Annotated in this window: 18 protein-coding genes and 2 riboswitches; of the genes, 8 read left to right on the forward strand and 10 right to left on the reverse strand. The window is 46.3% G+C overall.

Features of this window, described 5'->3' with window-relative positions; translation table 11 throughout:
* Nucleotides 1-66: 66 nt before the first annotated feature.
* Nucleotides 67-1,113, reverse strand: a complete 1,047-nt coding sequence (locus AUL54_RS03805; RefSeq protein WP_060962942.1) for a YkvI family membrane protein — start codon at nucleotides 1,111-1,113, stop codon at nucleotides 67-69.
* Nucleotides 1,114-1,460: 347 nt separating this feature from the next.
* Between AUL54_RS03805 and clpE the strand changes: the two genes are divergently transcribed.
* From clpE to motB, 3 genes are all read left to right on the forward strand, one after another.
* Nucleotides 1,461-3,557: an ATP-dependent protease ATP-binding subunit ClpE gene (clpE, locus tag AUL54_RS03810; RefSeq protein WP_049628371.1), complete on the forward strand. Its 2,097-nt coding sequence runs from the start codon at nucleotides 1,461-1,463 to the stop codon at nucleotides 3,555-3,557.
* Between the two features lie 166 nt (nucleotides 3,558-3,723).
* Nucleotides 3,724-4,539 (forward strand): flagellar motor stator protein MotA, encoded by an 816-nt coding sequence (gene motA / locus AUL54_RS03815; protein WP_013352039.1) that lies wholly within the window; start codon nucleotides 3,724-3,726, stop codon nucleotides 4,537-4,539.
* Complete coding sequence (gene motB, locus AUL54_RS03820) at nucleotides 4,511-5,296, forward strand: flagellar motor protein MotB (protein ID WP_060962943.1); 786 nt, start codon at nucleotides 4,511-4,513, stop codon at nucleotides 5,294-5,296. Before motA ends, motB begins: the two co-directional genes overlap by 29 nt.
* Nucleotides 5,297-5,331: 35 nt before the next feature.
* Here motB and AUL54_RS03825 read toward each other — a convergent pair whose 3' ends face one another.
* Nucleotides 5,332-5,778: a MarR family transcriptional regulator MhqR gene (locus tag AUL54_RS03825; RefSeq protein ID WP_016936351.1), complete on the reverse strand. Its 447-nt coding sequence runs from the start codon at nucleotides 5,776-5,778 to the stop codon at nucleotides 5,332-5,334.
* 199 nt (nucleotides 5,779-5,977) lie between these two features.
* Between AUL54_RS03825 and AUL54_RS03830 the strand changes: the two genes are divergently transcribed.
* Entirely contained in the window at nucleotides 5,978-7,495 is a 1,518-nt protein-coding gene (locus AUL54_RS03830; RefSeq protein WP_060962944.1) for a sporulation kinase KinD, read from the forward strand.
* Nucleotides 7,496-7,703: 208 nt separating this feature from the next.
* Here the strand turns inward: AUL54_RS03830 and AUL54_RS03835 are convergent, their stop codons facing one another.
* The 6 genes from AUL54_RS03835 to AUL54_RS03860 all read right to left on the reverse strand — a co-directional run bounded on the left by AUL54_RS03835 (nucleotide 7,704) and on the right by AUL54_RS03860 (nucleotide 12,706).
* A complete protein-coding gene (locus tag AUL54_RS03835) occupies nucleotides 7,704-7,964 on the reverse strand; it encodes an aspartyl-phosphate phosphatase Spo0E (protein ID WP_016936353.1) in 261 nt (86 codons plus the stop codon).
* A gap of 270 nt (nucleotides 7,965-8,234) precedes the next feature.
* Nucleotides 8,235-8,774: a 1,2-dihydroxy-3-keto-5-methylthiopentene dioxygenase gene (locus AUL54_RS03840; RefSeq protein WP_047475314.1), complete on the reverse strand. Its 540-nt coding sequence runs from the start codon at nucleotides 8,772-8,774 to the stop codon at nucleotides 8,235-8,237.
* 15 nt (nucleotides 8,775-8,789) lie between these two features.
* Complete coding sequence (locus tag AUL54_RS03845; RefSeq protein ID WP_060962945.1) at nucleotides 8,790-9,419, reverse strand: methylthioribulose 1-phosphate dehydratase; 630 nt, start codon at nucleotides 9,417-9,419, stop codon at nucleotides 8,790-8,792.
* The gene (gene mtnX / locus AUL54_RS03850) at nucleotides 9,377-10,081 is read right to left on the reverse strand and encodes a 2-hydroxy-3-keto-5-methylthiopentenyl-1-phosphate phosphatase (RefSeq protein WP_060962946.1); all 705 of its coding nucleotides are present in this window, start codon (nucleotides 10,079-10,081) and stop codon (nucleotides 9,377-9,379) included. The genes AUL54_RS03845 and mtnX overlap by 43 nt, the downstream gene beginning before the upstream one ends.
* Nucleotides 10,078-11,292 (reverse strand): 2,3-diketo-5-methylthiopentyl-1-phosphate enolase, encoded by a 1,215-nt coding sequence (mtnW, locus tag AUL54_RS03855; RefSeq protein WP_060962947.1) that lies wholly within the window; start codon nucleotides 11,290-11,292, stop codon nucleotides 10,078-10,080. Before mtnW ends, mtnX begins: the two co-directional genes overlap by 4 nt.
* An 81-nt stretch (nucleotides 11,293-11,373) precedes the next feature.
* A riboswitch (SAM riboswitch) is annotated at nucleotides 11,374-11,473 on the reverse strand.
* 36 nt (nucleotides 11,474-11,509) lie between these two features.
* Nucleotides 11,510-12,706 (reverse strand): pyridoxal phosphate-dependent aminotransferase, encoded by a 1,197-nt coding sequence (locus AUL54_RS03860; RefSeq protein ID WP_060962948.1) that lies wholly within the window; start codon nucleotides 12,704-12,706, stop codon nucleotides 11,510-11,512.
* A gap of 92 nt (nucleotides 12,707-12,798) precedes the next feature.
* On the opposite strand from AUL54_RS03860, the gene AUL54_RS03865 reads away from it, so the two are divergent.
* The 3 genes from AUL54_RS03865 (at nucleotide 12,799) to mtnA (ending at nucleotide 16,187) form a co-directional block, all read left to right on the forward strand.
* Nucleotides 12,799-13,578, forward strand: coding sequence for a carbon-nitrogen family hydrolase (locus AUL54_RS03865; RefSeq protein ID WP_060962949.1), 780 nt, complete (start codon nucleotides 12,799-12,801; stop codon nucleotides 13,576-13,578).
* 92 nt (nucleotides 13,579-13,670) lie between these two features.
* A riboswitch (SAM riboswitch) is annotated at nucleotides 13,671-13,825 on the forward strand.
* Between the two features lie 109 nt (nucleotides 13,826-13,934).
* Entirely contained in the window at nucleotides 13,935-15,119 is a 1,185-nt protein-coding gene (gene mtnK / locus AUL54_RS03870) for an S-methyl-5-thioribose kinase (protein WP_060962950.1), read from the forward strand.
* Nucleotides 15,120-15,125: 6 nt separating this feature from the next.
* Nucleotides 15,126-16,187, forward strand: coding sequence for an S-methyl-5-thioribose-1-phosphate isomerase (gene mtnA / locus AUL54_RS03875; protein WP_060962951.1), 1,062 nt, complete (start codon nucleotides 15,126-15,128; stop codon nucleotides 16,185-16,187).
* Between the two features lie 241 nt (nucleotides 16,188-16,428).
* Here mtnA and AUL54_RS03880 read toward each other — a convergent pair whose 3' ends face one another.
* Both AUL54_RS03880 and AUL54_RS03885 read right to left on the reverse strand, forming a co-directional pair.
* Entirely contained in the window at nucleotides 16,429-16,926 is a 498-nt protein-coding gene (locus tag AUL54_RS03880) for a methylated-DNA--[protein]-cysteine S-methyltransferase (protein WP_060962952.1), read from the reverse strand.
* Nucleotides 16,923-19,142 (reverse strand): PAS domain-containing sensor histidine kinase, encoded by a 2,220-nt coding sequence (locus AUL54_RS03885; protein WP_060962953.1) that lies wholly within the window; start codon nucleotides 19,140-19,142, stop codon nucleotides 16,923-16,925. Before AUL54_RS03885 ends, AUL54_RS03880 begins: the two co-directional genes overlap by 4 nt.
* A gap of 255 nt (nucleotides 19,143-19,397) precedes the next feature.
* Between AUL54_RS03885 and AUL54_RS03890 the strand changes: the two genes are divergently transcribed.
* Nucleotides 19,398-20,420, forward strand: a complete 1,023-nt coding sequence (locus AUL54_RS03890) for an acyltransferase family protein (protein WP_060962954.1) — start codon at nucleotides 19,398-19,400, stop codon at nucleotides 20,418-20,420.
* The last annotated feature ends 23 nt before the right edge of the window (nucleotides 20,421-20,443 follow it).

Below are 20,443 nucleotides of genomic sequence, written 5' to 3' on the forward strand. Positions count from 1 at the left end.
CCAGTTCATTATACAGAAATGACAGGAAAAAAGAAGGGGGATTTCCAAAAAATACAGACATTTTCCTTATTTACGTTGTTTTTCTCTCGGGACTTTTTTGCAAACCAATGCGCCGATAAAGGCCAGACTCACATATCCAAACACCGGATAAACGGTGGAAATCAGCTGTCCGTAGCCGATTTGACTGACAATAAACGCAAACATCAAAATGCCGCCGTAAATATATGTACTTTTTATATGAAGAAAACTGTTTAATTGTTTTTCCAATCCATATAAATTGCCGATAACCGACGTAAACACTTCCCCGAAAATAATAAACAAATAGATGATATGAAGCGAGCGCGAATACAAATACACAACTTGAGCCATCGGAATGTCAAACTCCAGCACATCGGGCAGCACCGATAATGATAAGAAGCTCGCGGCAAGCACCAGCGTCAAAAGAGCGCCGCCTAAATAAGCCCCCCTTCTGATCACCTTCTCTGATGACATTTCATTCGCAAGCGGCACAAGAACAGCTTGGGCGAGTGATAAATTTAACGCGCCGTAAGAGACGGCGGACAAAACCCAATTCCACTTGTCAGGCCATACCCATTCGTCCGCATTTCTCGCACTTGTAAATACAAAAGAATCAGCGGCAACGATAAAAGAAAAGGAAATTAAAAGCGGCACAACCAATACATTGACGCCGAACACACCTTTTACGCCGCTTGTCATGACGGCAAAACTCAGGACGATTGTCAGAAGGATCCCCGCTTGTGCAGGCCAGCCAAGCTGTTCATGAAACAGCGCTCCCGCTCCGGACAGCATGACGGAGGTCACTCCAAGCAAGATAAACATCATAAATATGTTCACGGCGCGTCCGATGGACCGGCCGAATAAATATGTGTTCAATTCCTGATAAGATGATGCATGAATCCGTTTGGATATAATCATGATTTTGGCGCCTAAATAGATAAACATCAGGCCGCTTACCATAATACCGAACAGACCGATCCAGCCAAACCTCAGAAAAAATTCAACGATTTCCCGTCCCGTGGCAAAACCGGCTCCTACAACCGTTCCTACGTATACGAATGCAAGCTGACTTGCAGAACCTTTTCTTTGTCCCATTTCACCCTCCGGCTAAGCTCAGATTTGTCCAGGCCTTTTTATCAGCATATGAGACAAGTCGCCTGAAAAGAAGAACAAATCATCCTTCCCCAAAAACGAATTCAGTTCTCCCCTTTAAGCAAAAATATTGAAAGAAAAAAAGGACCGGCGTATACTCTTCATCAAGAAAGGTCAAACACTTCAAATGCCGCTTTTCATGCTGTAAACTTTGATTTTTCGCGGTTTAAAACAAAACACTTGAAAGTCAAAGAAGGTCAGAGTATACTATTAATCAAAGAAGGTCAAAGTTAAGGCCTTATTTTCTAATTCATTTGGTCAAAGAAGATCAAACAAGGAGGTTTTGGCAAATGCGTTGTCAACACTGTCAGAAAAACGAGGCGACGATTCGCCTGAACATGCAAGTCAATTCCATTCAAAGACAATTCGTTTTATGTGAAACATGTTATACAGAGTTAACCCGCAAACCGGCTATGAGCATGGGTCCGCAATCTTTCGGATTCCCGTTTGAGCAAGGCTTCGCTCCCGGTCAAAATAAACAGCAGGACAGCCGTAAAAAGGGTCTGCTCGATGAGCTCGCTCAAAACGTCACAAATGGCGCAAAAGCAGGTCTGATTGACCCTGTGATCGGACGCGATGATGAGGTGGCGCGTGTAATTGAAATTTTGAACCGCCGGAATAAAAACAACCCGGTGCTTATCGGTGAACCCGGTGTCGGCAAAACGGCTATTGCAGAAGGTTTGGCGCTTAAAATCGCTGAAGGCGATGTGCCGAACAAACTGAAAAACAAAGAACTTTATCTGCTTGATGTCGCTTCCCTCGTTGCCAACACAGGAATCAGAGGCCAGTTTGAAGAAAGAATGAAACAATTAATGAACGAATTAAAAGAGCGGAAAAACGTCATTTTGTTCATTGACGAGATTCACCTTCTCGTAGGCGCCGGCTCTGCTGAGGGATCAATGGATGCCGGAAACATCCTGAAACCGGCGCTGGCCAGAGGCGAACTGCAGGTCATCGGGGCGACAACGCTGAAAGAGTACCGCCAGATTGAAAAAGATGCAGCGCTTGAAAGACGCTTCCAGCCTGTCATGGTTCATGAGCCTTCTATCGAACAAGCCATCAGCATTCTTGAAGGCATTAAAGATAAATACGAGAAATACCACGGCGTCACATTCAGCGATGAAGCGATCAAAGCGTGTGTTACACTTTCTTCCCGCTACATTCAGGACCGCCATCTGCCGGATAAAGCGATCGACTTGTTAGATGAAGCCGGTTCTAAGGCAAACCTGGAGCTTGATACCGTAAATGAAGAAGATGCGGCTGAGAGACTCAAAGCAATTGACGCGGAGAAAACAAAAGCGCTTCAGGAAGAAAATTATGAGCTTGCCGCGAAACTGCGCGATGAAGAAGCGGCGTTGGAAAAGCAGCTGGCGCATGAAACACCGGCCGCTTCTTCAGAAATCGGGGCGGAGCATATTCAAGCCATCATTGAACAGAAAACAGGCATTCCGGTCGGAAAACTTCAGGCTGATGAACAAGTCAAAATGAAGGAACTTGAAGAGCGCCTTCATGAGCGCGTCATCGGTCAGGAAAAAGCCGTGAAAAAAGTGGCGAAAGCAGTCAGACGAAGCCGCGCCGGCTTAAAATCAAAAAACAGACCTGTCGGCTCCTTCCTCTTTGTGGGACCGACCGGGGTCGGAAAAACCGAGTTATCAAAAACACTCGCAGATGAACTGTTCGGTACAAAAGATTCCATCATCCGGCTCGATATGAGTGAATACATGGAAAAACACGCCGTTTCTAAAATCATCGGTTCACCGCCGGGATATGTCGGACATGATGAAGCCGGGCAATTAACGGAAAAAGTGCGACGCAATCCGTACAGCATCGTGCTGCTTGATGAGATTGAAAAAGCGCACCCTGACGTCCAGCATATGTTCCTGCAGATTATGGAGGACGGCCGTCTGACAGACAGCCAAGGCAGAACGGTCAGCTTCAAAGATACCGTTCTGATTATGACAAGCAACGCGGGAACCGGCGAAAAACAAGCAAAGGTCGGGTTCCAGTCTGAAGAAAGCGTCATGGAAGAACAAACGCTGATTGATTCACTGAGCGCGTTCTTCAAACCGGAGTTTTTAAACCGGTTTGACAGCATTATTGAATTCCAATCCCTGAAAAAAGAACATCTCGTGAAAATCGTCAGCCTGCTTCTCGCAGAGCTTGAAGACACATTAAAAGAGCGCGGCATCAGCCTGAGCGTCACCGATGATGCGAAAGAAAAAATCGCTGAAATCGGCTATCACCCTGCTTTCGGAGCACGCCCGCTCAGAAGAACCATCCAGGAATTGATCGAAGACGAAATGACAGATCTCTTATTGGATGACAATGAAATAAAAGCCTTCCATGTCGTAATGGAAGAAGACGGCATCAAAGTCCGTGCACAATAAGAAAAAGCGGTTCCCTGTCTGGGGAGCCGCTTTTTTGTATCTTTTGCCATGCCGGAGGACAGAAACTGTGAAGAATTCGGCAACAATTTCGCAATCACCCTAAAGTTCCATCCACTGCCACCGATATTAACCATAGAAAGCTAGTATAAAGGATTTGGTGAAAACTATGGATAAAACATCGATTATCGGTATCATCCTCGCCCTGATTGCTTTAAGCGTGGGCATGGTGCTGAAAGGGGTCAGCTTAAGCGCACTCGCTAACCCGGCAGCTATTCTGATTATTTTGTTCGGTACGATTTCTGCGGTGATCATCGCATTCCCCGGAAAAGAAATCAAAAAAGTGCCTGCCCTTTTTAAAGTGCTGTTTAAAGAAAACAAACAGCTGACCATTGCGCAATTAATTCCCATGTTCTCTCAATGGGCGCAAATCGCCAGACGGGAAGGTCTGCTCGCATTGGAAGCAAGCATCGAAGACGTGGATGACGCGTTTTTGAAAAACGGACTGAGCATGGCGGTTGACGGACAAAGCGCAGAATTTATCAGAGATATTATGACTGAGGAAGTTGAAGCGATGGAGGACAGACACCAGGCCGGCGCGGCTATCTTTACCCAAGCCGGCACATATGCGCCGACACTCGGCGTTTTGGGTGCGGTCATCGGCCTTATCGCCGCTCTTTCCAATATGAACAATACCGAGGCGCTCGGACATGCCATCAGTGCGGCGTTTGTCGCCACCCTTCTCGGAATCTTTACGGGATATGTACTATGGCATCCTTTCGCCAACAAGCTGAAACGCAAATCAAAACAGGAAGTCAAACTGCGTGAAATCATGATTGAAGGCGTTCTGTCGGTGCTTGAAGGACAGGCGCCGAAAGTGATCGAACAAAAACTTCTCATGTATCTCCCTGCGAACGAACGAGCAAAAGTCATTGAACAAGAAGGAGAGGCAAACAATGGCGAGAAAAAAGAAGAAGAAGCATGATGACGAGCATGTGGATGAGTCTTGGCTGATCCCGTACGCGGACCTTCTCACCCTTCTTTTGGCTCTGTTCATTGTATTGTTCGCCATGAGTTCTGTCGACGCGGCGAAATTCCAAATGCTGTCTAAATCATTTAACGCCGTTTTTACAGGAGGCACGGGGGTCCTTGAATATTCAAGCGTCACCCCTCCCGAAAATGAAAAAGACGGCGTTGACCAGTTAAAAAAAGACAAGGAAAAAGATAAAGAACAGAAAAAGAAAGAAAGAGAAGCAGCCGACCGCGAAGAGCTTGAAGGTGTGCAAAAGCAAGTCAAACAATTTATAAAAAACAAAAAGCTTGAACATCAGCTGGAAACAAAGCTGACAAAAGAAGGCCTCTTAATTACCATTAAAGACAGTATCTTTTTTGACTCAGGACGGGCGGATATCCGCCAGGAAGATATTCCGCTTGCGAAGGAAATCTCGAATCTCCTTGTGCTGAATCCGCCAAGAAACATTATCATCAGCGGGCATACGGACAATGTGCCGATTAAAAACTCGCAATTTCAATCAAACTGGCATTTAAGCGTCATGCGTGCTGTCAACTTCATGGCTATTCTTACAGAAAACCCGAAACTTGACGCAAAAGTATTCAGTGCCAAAGGTTTCGGCGAGTATAAGCCGGCTGCGTCGAACAAAACCGCGGAAGGACGCAGCAAAAACAGGCGTGTCGAAGTATTGATACAGCCGCGAAACGCCGCCCCTGACGAAAATCAGTAATATAAAAAAGGAAGCCTTTCAAATGGCTTCCTTTTTTATTTCTGATGAAAATGTTTAGCGTTTAATCCCACTCTTTTCAGCATTTCCGTACACATTTCTATCTCTTCATCACTCAGCACACTGATCATTTCTTTAATTTCGGCTGCATGATCAGGGAAAATATCATCCAAAAGACGGATTCCCTTTTCAGAAATTTGTGCGAAAGTCACCCTCCTGTCAGTCGGCGAGGCTTTTCTGATGAGAAGTTCTTTTTTCTCTAATTTGTCAACAACGTATGTAATACTTCCGCTCGCTAATAAAATTTTGTCGCCGATCTGCTGCAGCGGCTGGTTGCCTTTATGATACAGCAGCTCGAGCACAGCAAATTCCGTCGGATTCAGGCCGTGCTTGTGAATATGTTTATTCATATGGTCGTTTATGGACCGGTACGCACGCGACAGTACAATAAATAATTTCAATGAGTTTTCTGTTTTATCCGTCATACATTCAATCATCCTTTTGCAAAAGAAACCGTTACAGAGAAACATTAATAAACAAAATGAAAAATGTCAACAAAAATCTTTCCAAAATTTCTCTTCTTTTTGACGGACCTTAATAAAATAATTTGTTTTTATAGCATTTTGGTTATTTTTTCTTATTAAATAAGTATAAACAATGATATAATACCTCTATTCAAGTGTAATGTTGGAGCGATGCAGAGTGAATACATTTAAAGGTGCCCGGGGAAAGATCAAACTTTATCTCTTATTGGTGATCATCCCGGCACTTATTATCAGCTTTTTCATATATGAAAAAGAAAAGCAGAAAATAGCCGATAAACACATACAGGAAGCCAGTATGATGCTCAATCTTCACCGCAATAAGCTCAATTATTTAATCGGTGAAACAAAAGCCCGGATGACAACACTTGCGATCGCTGTCGATAAGCCTGTCAATGAAGAAAAGATAAATGAAATTCTCGATCAGGCTTTTGAGGATGAACCAAGATTCAGCGGATTGTATATGCTGAATTCCAAAGGTGACGTCATCGCAAGCACGACCGATCTGAAAACAAAGGTGAATTTGGCCGACAGACCGTATTTTACGAAGGCAAAAAAGACGAAAAAAACGGTCATCACAAACGACTACTCCAGCAGAATTACAGGCCAGCGCATCTTTACGATCTGCGTGCCGGTGTTAGACGCAAACCGGGAGGTCACGGATTATTTCGTGGCCGCCATACAAGTCGATTATTTGAGAAATATGATCAATATGCTGAGCCCCGACGTTTATGTCAAGGCAACCCACGAGGATAAAGTGATATTTGCCAGCGGACGGGCAGATCAGTCAGAAGGCGTGAAACCGGTCAGCGGCTATCTGGATGATATTAATTGGAACATCAATGTTTACCCGAAACCGGTAGAGCTGAACGAGCTGACCAAAAGCGTGCTGCTGCCGATGTCCAGTATTGCCGTGCTGCTGAATATTCTGTTCATCCTCGTTCAATATTATCTGCTTAAGCGCAAGACCGAGCTGGAGCGCGCTCAAAACGAGGCGCAAAAATTGGAGCTGATCGGAACGCTTGCCGCAAGCACCGCTCATGAAATACGCAACCCGCTTACAGGGATCAGCGGCTTCATTCAGCTTTTGCAGAAAAAATATAAAACGGAGGAAGATCAACTGTATTTCTCAATTATTGAGCAGGAGGTTAAACGGATCAATCAGATTGTCAGTGAGTTTTTAGTGCTCGGCAAACCGACCGCGGAACGATTGGAAGTGAACTCGCTGCAGGATATTCTTGATGAGATTATGCCGATTATTTATTCCGAAGGGAATCTTTATAATGTGGAAGTGAATGTGGAGATTCTCGTCAATCGGCCGCTCAAGGTCAACTGCACGAAAGACCATATTAAACAGGTGATCTTAAATGTCGCGAAAAACGCGCTCGAATCAATGCAGGAAGGCGGCAGGCTGTCCATCTATTTAGAGGCCCTCGACGATAAAGCGGTCATTAAAGTGGCCGACAACGGAATGGGTATTTCTGAAGATATGCTTGAGCACATTTTCCTTCCGTTTGTCACATCAAAGGAAAAAGGCACCGGCCTCGGTCTTGTCGTATGTAAACGGATCGTGCTGATGTACGGCGGTTCGATTGACATTCAAAGTGAAGTCGATAAAGGCACAGAGGTCACCATTACCCTCCCTGCCGCTTCACGATGAAAAAACACCCTGAAAGAGGGTGTTTTTTATATAAGAAGAATATGTGTAAGAGGATATACAGGGGAACGGCATCATAGCCGGCAGATAGATACGAGGCGCTTCGTGAGCTGTGCCAGCGGAAAAGCCCGCTGACTGTACGCGGTCATCTTTTTAGATGCGGCGGTTGATCATGAAGCGCATTCAGTCTTCGTTATCTGTTTATCATCAATCATTTGTTTGCTTCATATGCAGGCATGACGTCACCGCGGGAGAACAAGCCTATTTTCTTCACAAGGCCCTGTATTCCTTGGTGATGTGTGCGTTCACGGTTTATCAGCTGCTGATACGCGTTCATCAGACTGTCCAGTTCCTGGCTGTGTCTGATCGTGTCATATCCCGTAAATCCCTGCCTGTTAGCCGCATCTATCATCATTTTTCTCTTTTCATCAATAGATACTAGCAATTTTTCTTGTTCAGAATAACTGCCCATTCACTTCACCCCTCACCGCTAAAAGAATAGGAAACAAGTTTGATTGGGTTATTGAGCATTATTACAGATTATACTTTATTTGTAAACATTTTTTTACTAAATAACTTAATTTTTCATTTCATATTGGAATCTTTACTATGATTACGAGAATAATACCCATTCAGGTAATGATATAAACAAAATGCGCCCATTTAATGCATAAAAAAACAGAGATTTTATATTACAATAAAAAACCTCTCATGCGGCTGACCGCATGAGAGGTTCGGACATCTATCCGTTTTGCACACTTTCATTTTCATAAATCGGCACCCATCCTTCAGTCGTCACGAAGATTCGGATTGCGACGACCCGGCGGTCCTCCTGAAGCGTAAAGTAGTGGCGGATGTTCTCCGGAACCGAAATCAAATCCCCCGGATTTAAACGGACATCAAAAAAAGTGCCGTCTTTGCCCTGAATGACGAAGATGCCGTGCCCGCTGACGATAAATCGGACTTCATCATCCGTGTGGTGATGTTCTCTTTGAAAATTTTTCAACAGCTCATCAAGATTGGGTGTTGTATCTGATAAAGAAATGACATCCTGAGACCGATAGCCGCGCCGGGCTGAAATATCCTGAATCTCCTTGTCAAACACCGTGAGAATCCGGTTTTTTTCATCTTCGGTTAGATCGTATTTCTCCGAAAGCTCAGGCGGAAGTTTTTCAATGTTCCACTGCTCATAGATCACCTCTTGTTCGTCTAAAAAGCGCGCTACTTCTTCCTGATGTTCAATGATCGTATTCTTTTCGTCATGAATTCTGATTGTCGCCATTTTGCATTCCTCCTTTTATTTTACAAGCTGCGGCCGAAGTGACAGAAGCTTGATGTGACAGCTGAATAAAAATTCATAGGCTTCCAGCACCCTTTTCGCCTCAAACGCGGTCCGCCCCCATGCTGTAATGCCGTGATTGCGGATTAATACCGCGCCTGATCCGGCGTCTGCATGGCGCGCGAAGCTTTCGGCCAATGCCGGGATGTGCGCCGGATTGTCAATGATCGGAACGGTCACCGACGCGTTTTCCTCCCACAATCCGAGCGCCTTAATAATCTCCTGCCCCTGAAAGGTGATCTGTTTTTCATCCCCGTAGAGCTCTGAGATGACATTATTATTAACGGTATGGACATGCAGACAGCAGCCCGCGTCTGTCTTTTGGTATAAGTACGTATGGAGAAGCGTTTCTGCCGAGGGTTTTAAGGAATGGCCGGTCTCAGCGGGCTCCCCGTTCTCATCGACTAAGAGAAAATCTTCGTCTGTTTCTTTTCGTTTGTCTTTTCCGCTTGCCGTAACGAGAAACGTCAGCGGCCCGTCGGATACTTTGATGGAAAGATTCCCGCTTGTAGCCGGGAACCAGTCTCTTTCAGCCAGCTCACGCTTTACTTCGGCAAGTTCGCGCCAGCGTTCTTCTTTTGCAGCCATGCCTGCACCTCCCCGATATTTTCGATGCCTGTTTTCACTTCATGAAAATCTTGAAAAGGCTGATGCCGAAGACCAAGCTCTTTGCATTCAGTCAAAAGATAATCTCTCGCAAAACACATATCGGATAACTTTGCAGCCTCGACATCCGTCACCGAATCACCGATCATAATGAGAAATTTCTGCCGGTCGGATAGCTTCCGGATGACTGACGGTTTGCAGCAGCCGCACTGATTCGTGCAGGCTTCGTCACAGGCGTGCGGCCAATTGATATGAATATATTCATTGTCAAAGGATGCATGATTGCAAAAGATCCGCTCTTTTTCTACGATGCCTTCTAAAAGCGGATGCACAAAAAAGTCCATCCCTCCGCTTACGATGTAAAACGGGAGATCGTTTGACCGGACAAACGAAACAAAATCCAAAAAGCCGTCCCGTATTTTCGCATCCTCCAGAATAAAGTCCGTCAGCTCTTCTTTTAAGCTGCTCGGCAGCAGCCCGAACATCCGGCCGACTCCTTCCTGAATTGATATACTTTTAGACAGAACACCGTCTTTTAATTCAAGCCACTCAGGGGGTGCGAATTTTTTCATCATACTGACAATGTTGTCGTTCATGGTGACTGTTCCGTCGAAATCACAAATAATCAGCGGTGTGCGGGTCATACGGTTTCCGCCTTTCCCCATTTGTCTAATGCGAGCTGAAGATCTTTGCACGACGCGGCTTTTTCTTCAATCGGCTGTGCTTCAAGCACCGCATCAATGATGGCGCGGAACGCTCTTCCGCCGCCCTCGGCTCCTTTCGGATGGCCGTGGATGCCTCCGCCTGCATTGATGATGTGATCAATACCGAAATCACGCATCAGCAATGGCACCATGCCGGGATGAATGCCTGCTGACGGGACGGCAAACGTCGGGTGAAAGACGTCGTCTTTTACACATTCATGATGGATCGCAAGTGCGGACTCCTTCGGAAGAGCAACGGACCCGTATGGTGACGGAAATAAGCTGAAATCGGCGCCGCAATAGCGGTTCAGCTTGCCGAGCAAAAGGGCGTGCGATAAACCGTAAACGGGAGATGATGTAAACGCGCCGCTGACCGCCGGATGCGCCATAATCGGAAGCGGGATTTCCCCGTCTTCAGCAAGGCTTTGCATGACGTCTAAGCCGTAGGCGAACACATTCAGTAAAAGGGCGTCTGCCCCGAGTTCTGCCGCGCGTCTTGCTTTATCCCGCAATTCAGAAGTCCTCCCCGTCAGGTTTACGGCGTACAGCGTGTTATGCCCCGTCTCCTCCCGCGTTTCCTTCAGGACTTGTTTTCCTTCGATAATGCGGGTCTCAAACGGAGCCAGTTCATTTTCAAAGAAAATTTCGTCATCTTTAATAAGATCCACGCCGCCGAGCGCCTGTTGTCTGAGCTGCTCTTTAATGTCGGCAAGATCCCGTCCGATCACCCCTTTAAAGATGCTCATCAGAAGCGGTCTTTCAAATTCGCCCAACAGTTTGCGAATGCCGTATATACCGAATTTCGGCCCGGGAAGGGAGCGTTTAAACCCTTCGGAAAATTCAAGATCAGTCAATTTTATTTTTCCGTCCAGTGACAGCTTTCCGAATACCGTCGTCAGGACGGCCGGTATATCTTTTGAAAAGTTCGCCTCAGGATAGGCGATGGTGATAATGGATTGTGTTTCGTTTTCTTTGGCCCCTTCTTTTTCCTCAACTTTCACGACCCGGCCTTTATGCTTTCTGAGCTGTTCCTGTTTCACCAGGGGCAGATCCGTCCAGGAGCCTACCGTCAGCCCCGCCGCAATCTGTTCCGCCCGCTTTTCACTGTCCGTTGTGTCTGTCAGAAGATATGTTGCCAATACTTCGCTCATGCGTGAACGCCTCTCTTTCTTTCGCAAAATATAAAAAAGCCTCTTCCTTATGAGCAGAAAGAGGCTTCGTGTTATGTCCGAATCTTATCTCTCAGCTCCTGCTGCAAGAATTAGCACCGTGCTTTATCAGTCGGTTGCCGGGCTTCATCGGGCTCGTCCCTCTGCCTGCTCTTGATAAGAATAATGATTTTATAAAGTATTTTGAATTATCGCATTGTTATCCTGATATGTCAATGCTTTTTCGGGTGAAAAGATTCAGCTTCCCGATCCGTTCCGCAGCTTCTTTAAGTCTTTCTTCACTTGTCAGAAGACCGACTCTTATATAGCCTTCTCCCCATTTTCCGAACCCGTTTCCGGCTGCGACCGCGACATCCGCTTTTTCCAAAAGCAGATCTGAAAACGACTGCGACGTATAACCGTCCGGCACCGGAAGCCATGCAAAAAAGGAACCCGCCGGAGCCGTCACATCCCAGCCGATATCACGGCAGGCTGCAATCCAGGCATTGCGTCTCGACTCATATCTGTCATTTTGCGCTGCGACGCACGTCTGATCCGCCAAAAGAGCGGCGGCTGCCGCCTGCTGCGCCGCGGGAAACAGGCTGACAAACATATGATCTTGATAAAGGTTGATCGCTTCGATGACAGACGCGTTTCCGACGGCAAATCCGACCCGCCAGCCCGCCATGTTATACGTTTTGGACAAAGTATAGATTTCAATCCCCGTTTCTTTTGCGCCTTCTGTCTGCAAAAAGCTCAGCGGTTTATGCCCGTCAAAACCCACGGCCCCGTATGCGAAATCATGAACGACACAAATGCCGTTTTGTTCCGCAAAGCTGACTGTCTCCTCGAAAAACGCTTCTGTCGCCACAGCGCCGGTCGGATTATTCGGATAATTGAGATACAGCAGCTTCGCCTCGTTCTGCACCTTTTCAGGAATTGCGCTGTAATCGGGGAGAAACCCTCTATCTTCCGTCAGCGGCATCATTTCCATTTTCGCTTTCGCCAGGGCGACCCCCGACCAGTAGTCAGGATATCCGGGATCAGGCACAAGAATGGTATCTCCCGGGTTCAAAAGACATTGCGGAAGCTCAACAAGCCCCGCCTTGCCTCCGAACAGCACGGCTACTTCCGTTTCCGGATCAAGCGTCACCCCATACTCCCTTTCATAAAATTCAGCCGCGGCTTTTTTGAAGCTGTAAGCGCCCCGGAATGATGAGTATTTATGATTTTCCGGCCTTTCGACGGCGCGCTTCATTTCTTCAACGATATGCTGAGGCGTCGGCTGATCGGGGTTTCCCTGTCCTAAATTGATGATGTCTTTGCCTTCTTTCAGCTTTTGATTGACCTTTTGCACCAAAGATGCAAAAAATTGTTCCGGCAGCTGTTTGAGTACATCTGAGACTTCAAAGTTCATATTTTCACCTTCTAAAAATGTCTTGAAATGATAGTCCATCATCATATATGGTTAAATAAAAAAAGTAAAGAGAAACTTGAGGTGTATAAAAAATGAAATGGACCGTTTCCTGTTTGCAATTTGATATTTCATACGGAAATCCTTCAGAAAACTTCAAAAAAGCAGAAACTTTAATCGAGCAAGAAAGCCGCCATGCTGATGTCATCGTGCTTCCTGAGCTGTGGACGACCGGCTATGATCTCACACGGCTTGACCAGCTGGCGGATGAAAACGGCGAAGTTTCGGAACAATGGCTTAAAAAAACGGCCAAAGCATACAACGTACACCTCGTTGCCGGATCTTTTGCGGTCAAAGAAGGCGAAAACGTCTATAACACTATGTACATCGCAGATAACAGCGGGCAGATCGTGAAGCGGTATCAGAAAGCCCATCTGTTTCAGCTGATGGACGAACATCTGCATTTGGCGGCAGGAAACAGTGACGGTTCCTTTGAGCTTGACGGTGTCAAGTGCGCCGGGCTGATCTGCTATGATATCCGGTTCCCCGAATGGATCAGAAAGCATACGTCCCAAGGAGCGAATGTCCTGTTTATCTCTGCGGAATGGCCTCTGCCCCGCCTCGATCATTGGCGGAGTCTGCTTGTCGCCAGAGCCATTGAAAACCAATGTTTTGTCGCGGCCTCTAACTGCACGGGGTCAAATCCCGATAATGAATTTGCCGGCCACAGCCTGATTATTGACCCGTGGGGCCGGATTTTAGCCGAAGGAGATCGGACGGAAGGCGCAGTCCGGGCGGAAATCGATGTTTCAGAAAGCGCGTCCGTACGCGAGACCATCCCGGTATTCAAAGATTTGCGACGTGATTTATATTAATTTTCAAAAAAATGTTGACAAGAATATCCGGCACCTGCTAATATTTTCATCAACTGATTAATCCGAATTGTGATACAAATCAATATATTTTTCTCTTATCGAGAGTTGGGCGAGGGATTGGCCTTTTGACCCCAACAGCAACCGACCGTAATTCCATTGTGAAATGGGGCGCGTACATTTTGCGCCGAGACGATTGTCTCATAGGGCACGGTGCTAATTCCATCAGATGTTATCTGAGAGATAAGAGGCGGACTGCACTGTTTCGGCCTCCTTCTCTTTCAGAGAAGGAGGCTTTTTTTCGGGCGTATTCTCCGTCACGATCTCTTACTGCCACTACATAATTGGAGGGTAAATCCATGTCTGCAACTAAAACAAGTCTTTATGAACAATTAACGGAAAGCTCCGCCGCAGCGTTAGCTGTGAAGCTCGGCTTATTTCAAAGCAAAAGCACTCTCACATGCCGTGAAATCGGCGACGGCAATTTAAATTACGTCTTTCACGTTTTCGATAAAGAAAACAAAAAGGGACTGATTATTAAACAGGCGATTCCTTACGCGAAAATCGTCGGGGAAAGCTGGCCGCTTACGATTGACCGGGCGAGAATCGAAAGCAGCGCCCTCATCCGCCAGGGCGAACACGTGCCCCATCTCGTTCCGGCCGTTTACTATTCCGATACTGAAATGGCGGTTACGGTAATGGAAGACCTTTCGCATCTGAAGATCTCAAGAAAAGGACTGATGGAAGGAAAACATTATCCGAATTTATCAGCCCATATCGGTGAGTTTCTGGGAAAAACGCTCTTTTACTCATCCGATTATGCGCTTGATGCGAAAGTAAAACAGCAGCTCGCAAAGCAGTTTACAAATCCCGAACTTTGCAATATTACAGAAAGGCTTGTGTTTACAGAACCGTTTTTCGACCATGAAACAAACGATTTTGAAGAGGAGCTGCGCCCATACGCAGAAAAAATTTGGAACAATTCCCGGCTGAAAGAAGGCGCTGATGAATTGAAAGCCGTCTTTCTGAATTCCGCAGAAACATTGGTTCACGGCGATCTGCATACGGGAAGCATCTTTGCCGATGAACATGAAACAAAGGTCATTGACCCCGAGTTTGCTTTCTTCGGACCGATCGGCTTTGACATCGGCCAATTTATCGCAAATCTGCTGTTAAACGCCCTCAGCCGGGACGGTGACGACAGACAGCCGTTATATGACCACACCGCCGCCGTATGGGACACATTTGTAAAAACATTCAGTGAAGCATGGGAGAAAGACTGCCTGCCTTCCTGCAGACACCTGCTGGAAGATACACTGAAAAACGCGTTTGAGGAAGCGGTCGGTTTTGCGGGATGCGAACTGATCCGGCGCACGATCGGGCTCGCCCATGTAGCTGACTTGGATGAAATCACCCCGTTTGATAAACGAATTAAACGGAAGAAGCTGGCGCTTGAAATCGGCGCCTATTATATCGAAAACAGAAAAGAACTGAAGCATATCACTGAGGTTCTGGATCAATTTAAGCTCCGTGTAAAGGAATGATGCAGCATGACAAATGAATTTGCCATCCCCCGTTCCGTGGAATGGAAAGAAACACACATCCGCATTTTAAATCAGCAAAAGCTCCCTGATGTCACTGAATATGCGGATCTTGCAACAAAGGAAGATGTATTCGACGCGATTGTCACACTGAAAGTAAGGGGCGCTCCGGCCATCGGTATAACTGCGGCGTTCGGACTCGCGCTTGCCGCCAAATCGTTTGAAACCCGCGATCTTTCTGATTTCCGCCGTCAGCTCGCCGATGTCAAAGCATATTTAAACAGCTCTAGACCGACTGCCGTCAATCTCACTTGGGCGCTTGACAGACTGACGGATTCCATCAGGAGTGCAATCTCAATCAATGAAGCGAAGACAACACTCGTTCATGAAGCCATTCAAATTCAGATTGAAGATGAAGAAACATGCCGGATGATCGGCCAAAATGCGCTGCACCTTTTTAAAAAAGGCGACCAGATCATGACCATCTGCAATGCGGGTTCAATTGCCACAAGCCGGTACGGTACGGCGCTTGCCCCCTTTTACTTAGCGAAACAAAAAGACCTCGGCCTTCATATTTACGCATGTGAAACAAGGCCCGTTCTCCAAGGATCGCGGCTGACGGCGTGGGAGCTGATGCAGGGCGGGATTGATGTCACGCTCATTACTGACAGCATGGCCGCCCATACAATGAAGGAAAAACATATTTCAGCAGTCATTGTCGGCGCTGACAGAATTGCTAAAAACGGAGATACGGCCAACAAAATCGGAACGTACGGCCTCGCGATCTTGGCAAACGCCTTTCAGATTCCGTTTTTTGTGGCCGCACCGCTTTCGACATTTGACTTGCAGATTGAAAACGGCGATCAGATTCCGATTGAAGAAAGAGATCCGGATGAGGTCAGACAGATCTCAGGCATACGCACCGCTCCCGAAGATGTGCCGGTCTTCAATCCGGCCTTTGACATCACACCGAGCAGCCTGATTTCAGGCATTATCACCGAGAAAGGAATTGTGATGGGTTCTTACACGGAAGAAATTGAACAATTATTCGCAGACTGCCAGCTGAGCTGAAAAACCGCTGATGATGTTGCCTCAGGCAATGTCAGCGGTTTTTTTGTCTGCATAATGTCAGCACTTCATCTTTTTGGGCGGCTGAAATCAGATGCATTTTAAAAAACAGCTCTGCATAACCGGCTATCTTTTGCGGACGGCTCATTTTCATCAGGCTTCGTCCTCCTTTTTCATCAGACCAACTTTTTTCACTTAATAAAATGATATGTCGGACGTAAAAAAACGGAACGTGCCATATGCTTTATTTTTCTTTATAGGATATTTGTTCGATGTTCAGCAGCGCCGCTTTTACATCCGTCTTCGTGCCCGCGTATCCCGTTAAGGCGCTGTTTTTGCCGATTACCCGATGGCACGGGACAAAAATCGGCAGCCGGTTGCGTTTATTGGCCTGTCCGATGGCGCGCACCGCTTTCGGCTTGCCGATAGCTTCAGCTACATCGCCATAGCTTCGTGATTCACCGTAAGGAATCATCGCCAGCGCGTTCCATACCTTTTCCTGAAAGAATGTGCCTTGTTGTTTCAGAGGCAGTGCGAAATGCTTTCTCTCTCCGGAAAAATATGATGTCAGCTGCTGTTTCGCCTCCGACAGCAAATCGGTTTCGCACGATTTTACGCCGGACGTATCTTTCCGCCATTCCTCAAAATCTTCCCCGGTGAGAAACAGGCCGGTAATAAAGCCATCTTCCTCCGTCAGGCTGACCGTTCCAAACGGTGCGTTCACACTTGTAAAGCAGATCATTCGCCGCTCCTTCTTTCTTCTGTATTCTGCCGGATCGGAAGCGTCAAATGAAAAACCGTGCCCTTCCCTTCTTCACTTTCCACATGAATGCGGCCCTGATGCTCTTCGATGATTTTATAACTGACCATGAGACCGAGGCCCGTCCCCCTGTCTTTTGTCGTGTAGAATGGCTCGCCCAGACGTTTTAATTTGTCTTCAGAAATGCCTGTTCCTTCATCTTGAAGGGATATCAGAATGTGGTCTTTATCAGAAGGCTGGATCGTCACGTAGATATTGCCGCCGCCCGGCATGACTTCAATGGCGTTTTTTAAAATATTGATAAACACCTGTTTTAATTGATTCGGCTCACAATAAATCGGCGGGATGTTCCCGGTCTGGTTCAAATGGATCTGCACATTGACAAGATTGGCCTGGGCATTCAAAAGATCAGCCGTGTCTTTCATAATCTGCGTCACGTCTTTTTCTTCATATAATATTGCCTGAGGTTTCGCTAAAATTAAAAATTCGGTAATGATAGACTCGATGCGTTTTAATTCTGAGGTAATGACGTTAAAGTACAGGGAATATTCGCCTTCAATGCTTCCTTGCAAAAGCTGAATGAACCCTTTCAGCGCAGTCATCGGATTTCTGATTTCGTGGGCGATGCCGGCCGCCAGCTCTCCTACGACGTGAAGAGTGTCGGATTTCCGCAGCCTCTCCTCAAGCTCTTTGGCCTCGGTGACATCTTTAAAGATGGCCAGGTTCATATTTTGAATGATATTCCTTTTAAAGGAAAATTCCAATTTGCGGCTGTCACTGCTGCTTAACAGGAAGGGAATTTCATTATCCATTCCTTCCAGATCGATCTTTTTGGCGGGTACACCCGCGTTTTCAATTTCAAATAAAGAAAGAATATCCGGAACGGTATGCGCTCTCAGCTCATCATCGGGCATGCCGAGTATACGGCTTGCGAGAGGATTCGCGTCAATTATGCGGAATTGGTTGTCAAACAAGACTTTTCCGTCCATTGAGCCGTTGAATACTTTTCTGAATTTCAGCTCGCTTTCCCGCAATTCTTTTTCCATCCGCTTACGATCGCTGACATTTCTTAAAATGGTTAAATGCTGGCCTTCGAGTATGGTTCGTTTTGATGTGAACTCAAGCTCTTTGTACTGGCCGTTTGCCATTTGAAACAGCATCTCTTCCCGGATTTCCCCGTATTTTTCATATTTCTTCTTAATCTGCTTGTATTTTTTCTGGGGATCAACGATAAACGTACATAAATTCGTCTCCGTCAGCTTATCCATCGGCAGCTCAAAAATGCGGCACGCCGACTCATTTGCTTTGGCAATTTTTCCGTCATCAGACCAAATGACAATCGCGTCCATGGCGTTTTCAAAGATTTCGCGGAAGCGCTCTTCGCTTTTAAAAAGTTTCAATTCCATCGACCGTTTCTCCGTTATGTCTCTCATAATAGACATGTAAAACCCGCTGATTAAGTTGGACGTAATCGTAAACTCAAACAGCTTCTCCTCGCCGGACCGGAGCTTGACCGGCAGTTCTCCTTTGGCGTTTCCTTTTCTCCGGAGGGTGTCCCAGATTTCTTTCAGGTGCTTTTTGTTTTCTCCGTCGGTAAAATGGCGGAGCGACAGATGGGACAGTTCATTCTGGCCGATCTCAAAGCTTTTGCAAAAAGAGAGGTTCGCATCAATAAACCCGCCGTCCTTATCAAACAGCACGATGCCGTCGACAGCTCTGTCAAACAAATCTTTGAACAGCTGCTCGTTCATGGAGAATTCACGCTCTAAGATTTTTTTAGAGGAGATATCCCTCATGACCACAAAAAAATAATCCTCCCCAATTCCGTCTCTGGCGAGGAATTCAATGTATTTCGTCGCGCCGCTGTCAAGCTTAATCGGCACCTCTTTCCACAGATAGCCCTTTTTCAAAAATTTTTTCACGGCCTTATTCAGTTCTTCCTGAGGCACGGAATATAAAAAGTCCAGAACGGAGCGGTTCATGAGGCTCTCTGCCTCAATCTGCATCATCCGGGCCGCGGCCTCGTTCGCCTGGACGATTTTCATTTCCTTATGGCATATAAAAATGGCATCAAGCGTGTTATTCATAATCACATGATACCGGTTCAAATCACTCTTCAGGCGGTCATTTTCCTCCTTCAGCCGCTTCAGCTGCTCTTTCAGCGACTCCTTTGTCTGCAAATCCAGAGTTTCAGCCATTCAGTACACTCCTTCTTCAAAAACCTATCCTTCAATATTTCTACAAAATACCTCATCTTCCTTCATTCGCCCTATACATTTCAGAAAATTTCAATGATATGACAAGTTAGAGTCTTTTTCTACGATCCTTACCTCCCCGTTACATCATCCTAACAATCCCTTTTTTCCTCCTTCAATTTTTTGTTTTTTATTTTAAAATGAACATCATCAGGAAATAATCATGCAGTGGATGATTTTTGAAGAGAAGGTGATGCTATGACAAAATCGCGAGACAGTTATTTTGACAACGCCAAGTTTATCTTGATTTTTCTGGTGGTGTTCGGCCATATCCTCCGGTCATTTATTAACGGAAATGAGTTTATGCTCCATCTCTACAAATTCATTTATACTTTTCATATGCCGGCCTTTATTCTGGTTTCCGGCTATTTCGCAAAAAACTTTAAGCGGAAAGGTTATGTAAAAAAGCTGGCTGTGAAGCTGATTATTCCGTACTTGATTTTTCAGGGCATCTACTCGGTTTTTTACTATTTGATTCAGGATGAAAGCATGACAAGCGTCAATCCGATTGATCCGCAGTGGTCTCTTTGGTTTTTAGTCAGCTTATTCTTTTGGAATCTGCTGCTGTATCCCTTTACGAAGCTGCCGAAAATGTGGGCGCTTGGCACGAGCTGCGGGCTTGCCGTCATGATCGGGTATCTTGATTTCATCAGCAGCACGCTGAGTCTTTCACGGACGTTTGTCTTTCTTCCGATGTTCCTCGCCGGGTTTTATTTGAAAAAACAGCACTTTGATTTACTTCGGGCCAAAAGGGGCAGGCAAATTGCCGCGGGCGTACTGGGCATTGTTTTCCTCTTATGCTGGTGCATTGATTTTGATTACTCGTGGCTGTTCGGATCGGAGCCTTATTCTACATTCGGCACAGTGACGCTTTTGAGCGGTCTGTCGCGGATCGGCTGGTATGTATTGGCCTTTGCCGCCACCTTCAGCTTTTTGGCGCTCGTTCCGCAAAAGCGTTATTTCTTTACGAAGTGGGGTACGAGAACGTTTTACGTCTATCTGCTGCATGGATTCATTATAAAAACGCTGCGGCAGATCGGGCTTGAAGATCATCTGTCTGATTACCAGAATTTAGTCATGCTCTTGATGTTAACGGCCGCCCTCACGTCCATTCTCTCCAGCAATGCGGTGAAAACGGCCGCACAGCCGTTTATTGAATTGCGGATTACCGGCTGGCTTGAAGCGATTAAAGGAACAAGGAACGGGGCTTATTCGAAATAATGTGAAATACCTCTTAAGCGTTA

Source organism: Bacillus sp. SDLI1, from assembly GCF_001553895.1.
In the GTDB taxonomy this organism is placed as follows: Bacteria; Bacillota; Bacilli; order Bacillales; family Bacillaceae; genus Bacillus; species Bacillus siamensis.

Excerpts from the sequence above, each read along its gene's own strand:
- AUL54_RS03860 (WP_060962948.1), bottom strand. The coding sequence starts at position 12,706 with ATGAACTTTGAAGTCTCAGATGTACTCAAACAGCTGCCGGAACAATTT.
- AUL54_RS03865 (WP_060962949.1), top strand. The coding sequence starts at position 12,799 with ATGAAATGGACCGTTTCCTGTTTGCAATTTGATATTTCATACGGAAAT.
- AUL54_RS03845 (WP_060962945.1), bottom strand. The coding sequence starts at position 9,419 with ATGGCTGCAAAAGAAGAACGCTGGCGCGAACTTGCCGAAGTAAAGCGT.
- motB (WP_060962943.1), top strand. The coding sequence starts at position 4,511 with ATGGCGAGAAAAAAGAAGAAGAAGCATGATGACGAGCATGTGGATGAG.
- AUL54_RS03825 (WP_016936351.1), bottom strand. The coding sequence starts at position 5,778 with ATGACGGATAAAACAGAAAACTCATTGAAATTATTTATTGTACTGTCG.
- AUL54_RS03805 (WP_060962942.1), bottom strand. The coding sequence starts at position 1,113 with ATGGGACAAAGAAAAGGTTCTGCAAGTCAGCTTGCATTCGTATACGTA.
- mtnK (WP_060962950.1), top strand. The coding sequence starts at position 13,935 with ATGTCTGCAACTAAAACAAGTCTTTATGAACAATTAACGGAAAGCTCC.
- clpE (WP_049628371.1), top strand. The coding sequence starts at position 1,461 with ATGCGTTGTCAACACTGTCAGAAAAACGAGGCGACGATTCGCCTGAAC.
- mtnA (WP_060962951.1), top strand. The coding sequence starts at position 15,126 with ATGACAAATGAATTTGCCATCCCCCGTTCCGTGGAATGGAAAGAAACA.
- AUL54_RS03890 (WP_060962954.1), top strand. The coding sequence starts at position 19,398 with ATGACAAAATCGCGAGACAGTTATTTTGACAACGCCAAGTTTATCTTG.
- motA (WP_013352039.1), top strand. The coding sequence starts at position 3,724 with ATGGATAAAACATCGATTATCGGTATCATCCTCGCCCTGATTGCTTTA.
- AUL54_RS03885 (WP_060962953.1), bottom strand. The coding sequence starts at position 19,142 with ATGGCTGAAACTCTGGATTTGCAGACAAAGGAGTCGCTGAAAGAGCAG.
- AUL54_RS03840 (WP_047475314.1), bottom strand. The coding sequence starts at position 8,774 with ATGGCGACAATCAGAATTCATGACGAAAAGAATACGATCATTGAACAT.
- AUL54_RS03830 (WP_060962944.1), top strand. The coding sequence starts at position 5,978 with ATGTTGGAGCGATGCAGAGTGAATACATTTAAAGGTGCCCGGGGAAAG.
- mtnX (WP_060962946.1), bottom strand. The coding sequence starts at position 10,081 with ATGACCCGCACACCGCTGATTATTTGTGATTTCGACGGAACAGTCACC.
- AUL54_RS03835 (WP_016936353.1), bottom strand. The coding sequence starts at position 7,964 with ATGGGCAGTTATTCTGAACAAGAAAAATTGCTAGTATCTATTGATGAA.
- AUL54_RS03880 (WP_060962952.1), bottom strand. The coding sequence starts at position 16,926 with ATGATCTGCTTTACAAGTGTGAACGCACCGTTTGGAACGGTCAGCCTG.
- mtnW (WP_060962947.1), bottom strand. The coding sequence starts at position 11,292 with ATGAGCGAAGTATTGGCAACATATCTTCTGACAGACACAACGGACAGT.